The following is a 10757-nucleotide window of genomic DNA, read 5'->3' on the forward strand; positions in this document are numbered from 1 at the left end:
TGGTAATCTTGCGCCCGCCTGTGGAGTCCCCGCGACCCATTGTCGCGGGGTGCCAGCCCAAGCGGCCGGGCTGCCTTGCGTGCAGCCGAAGCAGAGCCGTCCATGCGCACAGCCCACCTACAAAAGGAACAATCCATGAACAGCAGTATCACGTCGGGGACGGTGGCGAGCGCGCCGGGCTTCCTGTCGAAGGAGCGCATCATCGCCCGTCCGGGCTTCAATCGCTGGCTGGTGCCGCCGGCGGCCCTGGCGATCCACCTGTGCATCGGCATGGCCTATGGCTTTTCGGTGTTCTGGCTGCCGCTGTCCCAGGCCTTGGGTGTCAGCGCACCGGTGGCCTGCGCCGCCGACATGGGCTTTGTCGCCCGACTGTTCAGCGCCGAGTGCGACTGGCCAATCTCCATGCTCAGCTGGATCTACACCCTGTTCTTCGTGTTCCTCGGCTGCTCGGCCGCGGTGCTCGGCGGCTGGCTGGAGCACGCCGGCCCGCGCAAGGCCGGCCTGGTATCGGCGCTATGCTGGTGCGGTGGCCTGCTGATCTCGGCGATCGGCGTGAAGACCCACCAGTTGTGGCTGATGTGGCTGGGCTCGGGGGTGATCGGTGGGATCGGCCTGGGTCTGGGCTACATCTCGCCGGTGTCGACGCTGATCAAGTGGTTCCCGGACAAGCGCGGCATGGCCACCGGCATGGCGATCATGGGCTTTGGCGGGGGTGCCATGGTGGGCGCGCCGCTGGCCACCGCACTGATGGGCCATTTCTCCAGCCCGACCGAAGTGGGCGTATGGCAGAGTTTCGTGGCCATGGCCGCGATCTACTTCGTGTTCATGACCGCCGGCGCCCTGGCCTACCGCGTGCCGCCGACCGGCTGGAAGCCTGAAGGCTGGACGCCGCCGGCGAAGAAGGCCAACGCCATGGTCACCGATCGTCACGTGCACGTCAGCGTGGCCTGGAAGACCCCGCAGTTCGCCCTGGTGTGGCTGGTGCTGTGCCTGAACGTGTCGGCCGGTATCGGCATCCTGGGCATGGCCTCTCCGCTGTTGCAGGAAGTGTTTGCCGGCAAGCTGCTGGGCAACGAACTGACGTTCAGCGAACTGAACGCCGCGCAGCTGGCGCAGATCGCCGCCATTGCCGCCGGCTTCACCGGGCTGCTGAGCCTGTTCAACATCGGCGGGCGCTTCTTCTGGGCGTCGTTCTCCGACTACATTGGCCGCAAGAATACCTACTTTGCCTTCTTCGCCCTGGGCGTGGGCCTCTACAGCCTGGTGCCAAACATGGGGCACATCGGCAACGTGGCGCTGTTCGTGGCGGCGTTCTGCATCATCCTGTCGATGTACGGCGGCGGTTTCGCCACCGTCCCGGCGTACTTGGCCGACCTGTTCGGCACACAGATGGTCGGCGCCATCCATGGTCGCCTGCTGACGGCCTGGGCGGCGGCAGGCGTGCTCGGCCCAGTGCTGATCACCTACCTGCGCGAGGCGCAGCTGGCTGCGGGCGTGGAGCGCGCGGCGGCTTACGACATGACCTTGTACATTCTCGCCGGCCTGCTGGTGCTGGGCTTCATCTGCAACATGTTGGTGCGGCCGGTAGCGGACAAGTACTTCATGACCGATGCCGAACTGGCTGCCGAGCGAGCGCTGAGCCATGACAAGGGTGTCGATTCGGCACGCTCGCTGGAGTGGCATGCGGCGCCGGGCAGCCTGCCGTTGGTGCTGCTGGCCTGGGCCGTGGTGGTGATTCCGCTGGCCTGGGGGGTGTGGATCACCTTGCAGAAGACGGCGGTGCTGTTTCACTGAGTTAGCTGGCCCTGGGGGCGCTTTGCGCCCCTTTCGCGACACAAGGCCGCTCCCACAGGCATTGCGTACCTTCAGGCTCACGAGGCTCCTGTGGGAGCGGCCTTGTGTCGCGATGGGCTGCGAAGCAGCCCCCAAAGGTACTTGTATAGACCTGTAGGCCCGTCCCGCCCCCGTAATTACTAGCCCTGCCATATGTCATCCGCGTTTCAAGCCGGCGCGTTCTGGGCCTATAATGGAGCCCTTTTCGCCCAATGATTTTGCGGAGCTGGTGATGGTCGAACGTAAGGCTTCCGTCGAGCGCAATACCCTGGAAACCCAGGTCAAGTGCTCGATCAACCTCGATGGCAGCGGCAAGGCCCGATTTGAAATCGGCGTGCCTTTCCTTGAACACATGCTCGACCAGATCGCCCGGCATGGGCTGATCGACCTGGACATCGAGTGCAAGGGCGACCTGCATATCGACGATCACCATACCGTCGAGGACGTTGGCATCACCCTCGGCATGGCGTTCGCCCAGGCCATCGGCGACAAGAAAGGCATCTTCCGCTATGGCCATGCCTATGTGCCGCTGGACGAAGCGTTGTCGCGCGTGGTCATCGACTTCTCGGGGCGCCCGGGCCTGCAGATGCATGTGCCCTACACCCGCGCCACCGTCGGCGGCTTCGATGTCGACCTGTTCCAGGAGTTCTTCCAGGGCTTCGTCAACCACGCCCTGGTGACCCTGCACATCGACAACCTGCGTGGCCACAACACCCACCACCAGATCGAGACCGTGTTCAAGGCTTTCGGCCGCGCCCTGCGCATGGCCGTCACCCTCGACGAGCGCATGGCCGGGCAGATGCCGTCCACCAAAGGGTGCCTGTAAATGCAGACGGTAGCCGTAATCGACTATGGCATGGGCAACCTGCACTCGGTGGCCAAGGCCCTCGAGCACGTGGGCGCCGGCAAGGTGCTGGTGACCAGCGACGCCGCGGTGATTCGTGAAGCCGACCGCGTGGTGTTCCCCGGCGTCGGCGCGATCCGCGACTGCATGGCCGAGATCCGCCGCCTGGGCTTTGACAGCCTGGTGCGCGAGGTCAGCCAGGACCGTCCGTTCCTCGGTATCTGCGTGGGCATGCAGGCGCTGCTCGACCACAGCGAAGAAAACGATGGCGTCGATTGCATCGGCCTGTTCCCCGGCCAGGTGCGCTTCTTCGGTAAAGACCTCAAGGAAGACGGCGAGCACCTGAAGGTGCCGCACATGGGCTGGAACGAAGTGAGCCAGACCATTGACCACCCGCTGTGGCATGACATCCCTGACCGGGCGCGCTTCTACTTTGTGCACAGCTACTACATCAACGCCGGCAAGCCGGGCCAGGTCGTCGGTCGCGGCCACTATGGCGTCGACTTCGCCGCCGCGCTGGCCGATGGCTCGCGCTTTGCCGTGCAGTTCCACCCGGAGAAGAGCCATACCCATGGCCTGCAGCTGCTGCAGAACTTCGTCGCCTGGGACGGGCGCTGGTAAATGAGCCGATCGAAGACCAAGGCCCCGATCATCACGCTGACGCCGGAGCAGGAGCGCGACGCGCTCGACACGCTCAAGCGTTTCCTCGAAGACCGCTTCGAGCTGCAGCTGGGGTCGTTCGAGGTGGCCGAGGTCCTCGAGCTGTTCAGCAAGGAAATTGCACCCCATTACTACAACAGGGCGATTGCCGATGTTCAACTGCACCTCAAGGAGCGGTTCGAGAGCATCGAAAGCGACCTGTGGGCGCTCGAGAAGCCCTGAACCCAACGAACAAGACAGGTTGCCAAGATGCTGATTATCCCCGCTATCGATCTCAAGGACGGTGCCTGCGTACGCCTGCGCCAAGGCCGCATGGAAGACTCCACCGTATTCTCCGACGACCCGGTGAGCATGGCCGCCAAATGGGTCGAGGGTGGCTGCCGTCGCCTGCACCTGGTCGACCTGAACGGCGCCTTTGAAGGCCAACCGGTCAACGGTGAAGTGGTCACTGCCATCGCCAAGCGCTACCCGAACCTGCCGATCCAGATCGGCGGCGGCATCCGCTCGCTGGAAACCATCGAGCACTACGTCAAGGCCGGCGTCAGCCACGTGATCATCGGCACCAAGGCGGTCAAGCAGCCCGAGTTCGTCGCCGAAGCGTGCAAGGCCTTCCCGGGCAAGGTCATCGTCGGTCTTGATGCGAAAGACGGCTTCGTCGCCACCGACGGCTGGGCCGAAGTGAGCTCGGTGCAGGTCATTGACCTGGCCAAGCGTTTCGAGGCCGATGGCGTCTCGGCGATCGTCTACACCGACATCGCCAAGGACGGCATGATGCAGGGCTGCAACGTGCCCTTCACCAAGGCCTTGGCCGAAGCCACCTCGATCCCGGTGATCGCCTCGGGCGGCATCCACAACCTGGGCGACATCAAGGCCCTGCTGGACGCCAAGGCCCCCGGCATCATCGGCGCCATCACCGGCCGCGCCATCTACGAAGGCACCCTCGACGTCGCCGAGGCCCAGGCCTTCTGCGACAACTATCAAGGCTAAGGAGCGACCATGGCACTGGCCAAGCGCATCATCCCTTGCCTGGACGTGGACAACGGCCGGGTGGTCAAGGGCGTCAAGTTCGAGAACATCCGCGATGCCGGCGACCCGGTGGAGATTGCCCGGCGCTACAACGAGCAGGGCGCGGACGAGATCACCTTCCTGGATATCACCGCCAGCGTCGATGGCCGTGACACCACCCTGCATACCGTCGAGCGCATGGCCAGCCAGGTGTTCATCCCGCTGACCGTCGGTGGCGGCGTGCGTACCGTGCAGGACATCCGCAACCTGCTCAACGCCGGTGCCGACAAGGTCTCGATCAACACCGCGGCAGTGTTCAACCCTGAGTTCGTGGGTGAGGCGGCGGACCGTTTCGGTTCGCAGTGCATCGTCGTTGCCATCGACGCCAAGAAGGTTTCTGGACCGGGCGAAACGCCGCGCTGGGAGATCTTTACCCATGGCGGGCGCAAGCCGACCGGGCTGGATGCCGTCGAGTGGGCGAAAAAGATGGAAGGCCTGGGCGCCGGCGAGATCCTGCTGACCAGCATGGACCAGGATGGCATGAAGAACGGCTTCGACCTGGGTGTTACCCGGGCGATCAGCGATGCGTTGGGGATTCCGGTGATTGCCTCCGGTGGCGTGGGCAACCTGCAACACCTGGCGGACGGAATTCTGGAAGGCCACGCCAGCGCGGTGCTGGCGGCGAGTATCTTCCACTTTGGCGAGTACACGGTGCCTGAGGCGAAGGCCTATATGGCTTCGCGTGGGATCGTCGTTCGCTGACAGAGCGCTGGGAGGGCTTCGCCCTCCTTTCGCGACACAAGGCCGCTCCCACAAGTACAGCACTGCACCTGAGGCTGGCGTCGTGCCTGTGGGAGCGGCCTTGTGTCGCGAAAGGGCCGCGAAGCGGCCCCAGAGGCATCACCCGTGGTTCTTGCCAAGCAAGGCATGGTAAAGCTCGGTATCCCCAAGAATCCCCACCACCTTGTCGTTATCCTGCAGCACCAGCTTGTTGCCGGTCTGGTAACGAATCTGCAGCGCCTCGCGCATGCCGATATCGGCGTGCACCACGGTCGGCCTGCGCTCCAGCAGCTCCACATCCTGCCCCGGTGCCCAGTTCTGCATATCCAGCCCGTTCTGGCCCTGGCGCGCGCGCTTGAGCGAGCCTCCCTCGCCGAGGTCCAGCCATGAGTCGATTCCCGGGTCCAGGCACACCGAGCCGTTGACCCGCTTGCACTGGTCCAGGCTGCGCATCAGGCTGCGGCCGCACAGCACGTTGAGCGGGTTGGTGTGGGCGACGAAGGTACGCACGTACTCGTCGGCCGGGTTGAGCACGATGTCTTCCGGCTTGCTGTACTGGATGATCCGCCCGTCCTTCATGATCGCGATACGGCTGCCCAGCTTCAGGGCCTCGTCGAGGTCGTGGCTGACGAAGACGATGGTCTTGCTCAGCTTGCTCTGCAGGGCCAGCAGTTCGTCCTGCAGGCCCTGGCGGATCAGCGGGTCAAGGGCCGAGAACGGTTCGTCCATCAGCAGGATGTCGGCGTCCATCGCCAGCGCCCGGGCCAGGCCGACGCGCTGCTGCATGCCACCCGAGAGTTCATCTGGCTTCTTGTTTCGCCACTGGGTCAGGCCCACCAGCTCGAGCTTTTCATCCACCAGCTTGCGCCGTTCCTTCTCGGGACGGCCCTGCATCTCCAGGCCAAAACTGATGTTCTCGCGCACCGTCAGCCAGGGCATCAGGGCGAACTTCTGGAACACCATGGCGATGCGCTTGGTGCGCATCATTTTCAGCTCCGCCGGGGTGCAGTGGGCGATGTCGATGTGCTTGCCTTCATGCTCGACGAACAGCTTGCCGCGGCTCACGGTGTTGAGGCCGTTGATGCAGCGCAGCAAGCTGGATTTGCCAGAGCCGGACAGGCCCATCAGCACGCAGATCTCGCCCTTGTTGATGTCCAGGTTGGCCTTCTCGACACCGACCACCAGCCCGGTTTGCTTGAGGATCTGCTCGCGGGTCTTGCCCTGGTCGAGCAGGGCCAGGGCCTCGCGCGGCTTGCTGGAGAAAATGACGTCGACGTCTTCGAAACGAATGATGCTCATGCCTCACCCCTTACCGGCAGCTCCGGTTGCTTGCAGATACGGTCGAGCATGATTGCCAGCAGCACGATGGCCAGGCCCGCTTCGAAGCCCAGGGAGATATCGGCGGTGTTCAGTGCGTTGACCACGGGTTTGCCCAGGCCGTCGGCGCCGACCAGGGCGGCAATCACCACCATCGACAGCGACAGCATGATGCATTGCGTCACGCCGGCGGCGATGCTCGGCATGGCGTGGGGCAGTTCGATACGGGTCAGCAACTGGCGGCGCGAGCAACCGAAGGCCTTGCCGGCGTCCATCAGTTCCTGCGGCACGTCGCAGATGCCCAGATAAGTGAGGCGGATGGGCGCGGCGATGGCGAACACCACGGTGGAAATCAGTCCTGGCACCACGCCCAGGCCGAACAGGGTCAGGGTCGGGATCAGGTAGACGAAGGTGGGCACGGTCTGCATCAGGTCCAGCACCGGGCGCATGGCGGTGTAGAACATTGGTTTGTGCGCGGCGGCGATGCCCAGCGGCACGCCGATGACCACGCAGACCACCGTGGCGAAGGTGACCTGCGCCAGGGTTTCCATGGTTTCCTGCCAGTAGCCCAGGTTGAGGATCAGCAGGAACGACAGGGCGACGAAGACGGTGAGGGCCCACTTGCGCTGGATCAGGTGCGCGAGGGCGGCGAACAGGGCGATGAGCACGAACGGGTTGAACCAGGTCAGGGCGCTGGTGACCCCATGGATCATGAATTCCAGGCCTGCGGCGATGGCGTCAAAGTAACTGGCGCCGTTCTGGGTCAACCATTCGACGAATGAGGCGATGTACTGCCCCAGGGGTATTTTCTGATCGATAAGCATGATAGCGAGCTTCCACCTGCAAAGATTGAAATCAGTCCGGGGCGGGCACGGTCCCGCCCCGAGGTGTTGCCATTGCGTCTTGCGTTATTGCGTCAGTTTGGCCTTGGCCGCCTCGAGGCCGGGCTTGCCGTCCACGGTGGTCACGCCGGCCAGCCAGGCATCCAGCTTGCCGGGGTTGTCCTTGAGCCATTTCTTGGCCGCCGCCTCGGGTTTCATCTTGTCGTCCAGGACATAGCCCATCATGGTGCTTTCATCCTTGAGCTCGAACGACAGGTTCTTCAGCAACTGGCCGACGTTGGCGCATTCCTGCGCATAGCCCTTGCGGGTGTTGGTGAGCACGGTGGCCTTGCCGAAATCGGGACCGAAGTAGGCGTCCCCGCCGGTCAGGTACTGCATCTTGAAGCGGGTGTTCATCGGGTGTGGTTCCCAACCGAGGAACACGATCGCCTCGTCGCGCTTCTGCGCCCGCTCTACCTGGGCGAGCATGCCGGCCTCGCTGGACTGCACGATCTGGAAACCGGCGTCCTTCAGGCTGAAGGCGTTGTCGTCGATCATCTTCTGGATGGTGCGGTTGCCGTCGTTGCCGGGTTCGATGCCGTAGATCTTGCCCTTGAGCTCCTGCTTGAACTTGGGCAGGTTGGCGAAATCCTTCAGGCCCTTGTCATACAGGGCCTGGGGCACGGCCAGGGTGTACTTGGCGTTCTCCAGGTTGGCGCGCACGGTCTCGACGGTGCCGGCGTCGCGGTACTGCTTGATGTCGTTCTCCATGGTCGGCATCCAGTTGCCGAGAAACACGTCCAGGTCCTTGCCGGTGGCCAGCGACTTGTAGGTCACCGGTACCGAGATCATGGTGGTGTGGGTCTTGTAGCCCAGGGCTTCGAGCACGACGCTGGTGGTCGCGGTGGTGACCGTGATGTCGGTCCAGCCGACATCCGAGAAACGCACCGTCTGACACTGCTCGGGTTCGGCGGCCTGGGCCAGCAGCGGAGCGGACAGCAACGCGACCAGCAACAGCTTGGGTGAAGCTTTCATGGATGGACTCCTGTGATTTTATCTTCGGGTTCGCGTGGGTCGCCGGGCGTTCTCAGGGCTCCGGTCGACCAGGCCTGCAGAGGGCAGGATGCGAGGCCGTGCAATACGAGTCGCTTTCGATAATCCTCCAGCGTTCGGCAATCGCCTACTGGTGGCGTCGTATCCAGTACAGGACGGGTCGCATCCAGTACGGACGATGTCGCAACTGGATTTTTCCACCCCCCGGCCTCGGTTTTTGCGGCGTCCCGGCGCTGGAAAACGGCGCACGCAGGGCCGGTGCAGTGGCGGCGCTGCTGGACAAAAGTACGTCGGTTGCAGACGGCGAGGGGGTGGGCAAAAGCCCGATGATGCGAGCATTCCGAGGCGGCTCGAGCTTTCAGCCTAGCAGTTGCGCAAGGCGGTGTTCGGCGCTGCGAGACAAGCCCATCAAGAGGTGATGCGACAATGGCCATCAGCGTGTTCGACCTGTTCAAGATCGGTGTCGGGCCTTCCAGCTCACACACCGTCGGCCCCATGCGCGCCGGCGCGCTGTTCGTCCAGGGGCTGCGCGAGCGCGGCGAGCTGGAGCGGGTGCGGCGCGTCGAAGTGAGGCTGTATGGCTCGCTGTCGGCCACCGGTGTCGGTCACGGCACCGACAACGCCACGATCATGGGCCTGATGGGCGAATGGCCCGACGCCATCGACCCCAGCCAGATCACCCCGCGCATCGCCGACCTGCGCGAAACCAACGTGCTCAAGCTCGACAACCACCTGCCCATCGAGTTCGTCTGGGCCCGCGACATGCTGCTGCTGGACGAGAACCTGCCGTACCACCCCAATGCCATGACCCTGATCGCCGAAGGTGAGGCGGGCGAGCTGCACCGCGACACCTATTACTCGGTGGGCGGCGGTTTCGTGGTCGATGCCGCCCAGGCCGCCAGCGGCGTGCTGGACGCCGACCAGACCGTGCTGCCCTACGACTTCGACAGCGCCGCCGAACTGCTGCGCCTGTGCAAGCAAAACGACCTGCGCGTGTCGCAATTGATGCTGGAGAACGAAAAGGTCTGGCGCAGCGAAGCGGAGATCCGCGCCGGCCTGCTCAAGCTCTGGCAAGCCATGCAGGAATGCGTGAACAACGGCCTCAAGCATGAAGGCATCCTCCCGGGAGGGCTCAATGTGCGCCGCCGCGCCGCCCGCCTGCACCGCAGCCTGCAGGAGCTGGGCAAGCCTAACGTGATCGGCTCGACCATGAGCGCCATGGAGTGGGTCAACCTGTTTGCCCTGGCGGTCAACGAAGAGAACGCCGCTGGCGGGCGCATGGTCACCGCGCCCACCAACGGTGCGGCGGGCATCATCCCGGCGGTGTTGCACTACTACATGCGGTTCTCCGATGCGGTGGATGAGTCCAATGTGGTGGACTTCTTCCTCGGCGCGGCGGCAGTGGGCATCCTGTGCAAGAAGAACGCCTCGATCTCCGGCGCCGAGGTTGGTTGCCAGGGCGAGGTCGGTTCGGCTTGCGCCATGGCTGCCGCAGGCTTGGCCGACGTGCTTGGCGCCACCCCGGCGCAGTTGGAGAACGCCGCCGAGATCGCCCTTGAACACAACCTTGGCCTGACCTGCGACCCGGTCGGTGGCCTGGTGCAGGTGCCCTGCATCGAGCGCAACGCCATCGCTGCGGTGAAGGCGATCAATGCCGTGCAGATGGCCTTACGCGGTGATGGCGATCATTTCATCTCCTTGGACCAGGTGATCCGCACCATGCGCGACACCGGCGCCGACATGCATGACAAATACAAGGAAACCTCCCGTGGGGGCCTGGCGGTCAGCGTCATCGAATGCTGATGCGCCGTTCTGGCCCGCGCGTGACCGATGCGCCACATTCTGGCGCACTGGTTGTCATCTACCGGCCGTCGCCTGTCGTTACCAGCAGGGTCATTGTCGGTGACACTCAAGTCTGTCGCATCTGGGCAACTTTCCCACAAGTGCTACCGAATTGCTCAGCGGTGACGCGCAGGGGCGCTGGCGCGCCCGTTTGCGTTTGAACTGACGTTCATCACCCGGCCCGCTGGAAGGCGCATGCCGACGTCGTTTTTGGGTTTTATTGGATGAGCGTTCAATTTCAGGCATGCCATTTGCGTTGAGATTGGCAAAGCCCCTGCATACGAAACGGGGCCATTACAAGAACAGTGCTCGCCTGAGGCACACCCTGCATTGTGTGAGGAGAAATCGCGATGACGTCGTACACCTCCGGGACCCCAACCCAGAACCGCACAGCACCCCAGTCCATCGGCTTTCTCCTGCTGGACAACTTCACCCTCATTTCCCTGGCGTCGGCGGTCGAGCCGCTGCGCATGGCCAACCAGCTGTCCGGTCGCGAGCTCTACCGCTGGCATACTCTGACCGTAGACGGTGGCCAAGTCTGGGCCAGTGATGGCTTGCAGATCACCCCCGATGCCGCCATGCACAGCGCGCCCCCGATCGAC

General features: G+C 63.9%; 10 protein-coding genes and 1 pseudogene. 8 read left to right on the forward strand and 3 right to left on the reverse strand.

Annotated elements, in window-relative coordinates:
- Positions 1–135 precede the first annotated feature (135 nt).
- The 6 genes from CC207_RS12955 (at position 136) to hisF (ending at position 5104) form a co-directional block, all read left to right on the forward strand.
- The gene (locus CC207_RS12955; protein ID WP_028688465.1) at positions 136–1794 is read left to right on the forward strand and encodes an OFA family MFS transporter; all 1659 of its coding nucleotides are present in this window, start codon (positions 136–138) and stop codon (positions 1792–1794) included.
- Between the two features lie 271 nt (positions 1795–2065).
- On the forward strand, positions 2066–2659 hold the full coding sequence (gene hisB / locus CC207_RS12960; protein ID WP_028688464.1) for an imidazoleglycerol-phosphate dehydratase HisB: 594 nt from the start codon (positions 2066–2068) through the stop codon (positions 2657–2659).
- A complete protein-coding gene (gene hisH, locus CC207_RS12965) occupies positions 2660–3298 on the forward strand; it encodes an imidazole glycerol phosphate synthase subunit HisH (protein ID WP_028688463.1) in 639 nt (212 codons plus the stop codon).
- A complete protein-coding gene (locus CC207_RS12970; protein WP_028688462.1) occupies positions 3299–3559 on the forward strand; it encodes a DUF2164 domain-containing protein in 261 nt (86 codons plus the stop codon). It begins immediately after the preceding gene.
- 27 nt (positions 3560–3586) lie between these two features.
- Positions 3587–4324, forward strand: a complete 738-nt coding sequence (gene hisA, locus CC207_RS12975) for a 1-(5-phosphoribosyl)-5-[(5-phosphoribosylamino)methylideneamino]imidazole-4-carboxamide isomerase (protein WP_028688461.1) — start codon at positions 3587–3589, stop codon at positions 4322–4324.
- Between the two features lie 9 nt (positions 4325–4333).
- Positions 4334–5104, forward strand: coding sequence for an imidazole glycerol phosphate synthase subunit HisF (gene hisF, locus CC207_RS12980; protein WP_008091498.1), 771 nt, complete (start codon positions 4334–4336; stop codon positions 5102–5104).
- A gap of 138 nt (positions 5105–5242) precedes the next feature.
- Here hisF and choV read toward each other — a convergent pair whose 3' ends face one another.
- From choV to choX, 3 genes are all read right to left on the reverse strand, one after another.
- Positions 5243–6421: a choline ABC transporter ATP-binding protein gene (choV, locus tag CC207_RS12985; RefSeq protein WP_028688460.1), complete on the reverse strand. Its 1179-nt coding sequence runs from the start codon at positions 6419–6421 to the stop codon at positions 5243–5245.
- Positions 6418–7266, reverse strand: a complete 849-nt coding sequence (gene choW, locus CC207_RS12990) for a choline ABC transporter permease subunit (protein WP_172402369.1) — start codon at positions 7264–7266, stop codon at positions 6418–6420. Before choW ends, choV begins: the two co-directional genes overlap by 4 nt.
- An 81-nt stretch (positions 7267–7347) precedes the next feature.
- The gene (choX, locus tag CC207_RS12995) at positions 7348–8295 is read right to left on the reverse strand and encodes a choline ABC transporter substrate-binding protein (protein WP_088852218.1); all 948 of its coding nucleotides are present in this window, start codon (positions 8293–8295) and stop codon (positions 7348–7350) included.
- Between the two features lie 444 nt (positions 8296–8739).
- On the opposite strand from choX, the gene CC207_RS13000 reads away from it, so the two are divergent.
- Together CC207_RS13000 and CC207_RS27600 are read left to right on the forward strand one after the other, a co-directional pair.
- Positions 8740–10116, forward strand: a complete 1377-nt coding sequence (locus CC207_RS13000; RefSeq protein WP_028688458.1) for an L-serine ammonia-lyase — start codon at positions 8740–8742, stop codon at positions 10114–10116.
- A gap of 389 nt (positions 10117–10505) precedes the next feature.
- Positions 10506–10757: pseudogene (locus CC207_RS27600) on the forward strand (GlxA family transcriptional regulator); the annotation flags it as partial.

This window comes from Pseudomonas sp. DrBHI1 (assembly GCF_002205115.1).
GTDB classification, from domain to species: Bacteria; Pseudomonadota; Gammaproteobacteria; order Pseudomonadales; family Pseudomonadaceae; genus Aquipseudomonas; species Aquipseudomonas mosselii.

Coding starts and splice junctions, on each gene's coding strand:
- CC207_RS12955 (WP_028688465.1), top strand. CDS start 136: ATGAACAGCAGTATCACGTCGGGGACGGTGGCGAGCGCGCCGGGCTTC.
- hisB (WP_028688464.1), top strand. CDS start 2,066: ATGGTCGAACGTAAGGCTTCCGTCGAGCGCAATACCCTGGAAACCCAG.
- hisH (WP_028688463.1), top strand. CDS start 2,660: ATGCAGACGGTAGCCGTAATCGACTATGGCATGGGCAACCTGCACTCG.
- CC207_RS12970 (WP_028688462.1), top strand. CDS start 3,299: ATGAGCCGATCGAAGACCAAGGCCCCGATCATCACGCTGACGCCGGAG.
- hisA (WP_028688461.1), top strand. CDS start 3,587: ATGCTGATTATCCCCGCTATCGATCTCAAGGACGGTGCCTGCGTACGC.
- hisF (WP_008091498.1), top strand. CDS start 4,334: ATGGCACTGGCCAAGCGCATCATCCCTTGCCTGGACGTGGACAACGGC.
- choV (WP_028688460.1), bottom strand. CDS start 6,421: ATGAGCATCATTCGTTTCGAAGACGTCGACGTCATTTTCTCCAGCAAG.
- choX (WP_088852218.1), bottom strand. CDS start 8,295: ATGAAAGCTTCACCCAAGCTGTTGCTGGTCGCGTTGCTGTCCGCTCCG.
- CC207_RS13000 (WP_028688458.1), top strand. CDS start 8,740: ATGGCCATCAGCGTGTTCGACCTGTTCAAGATCGGTGTCGGGCCTTCC.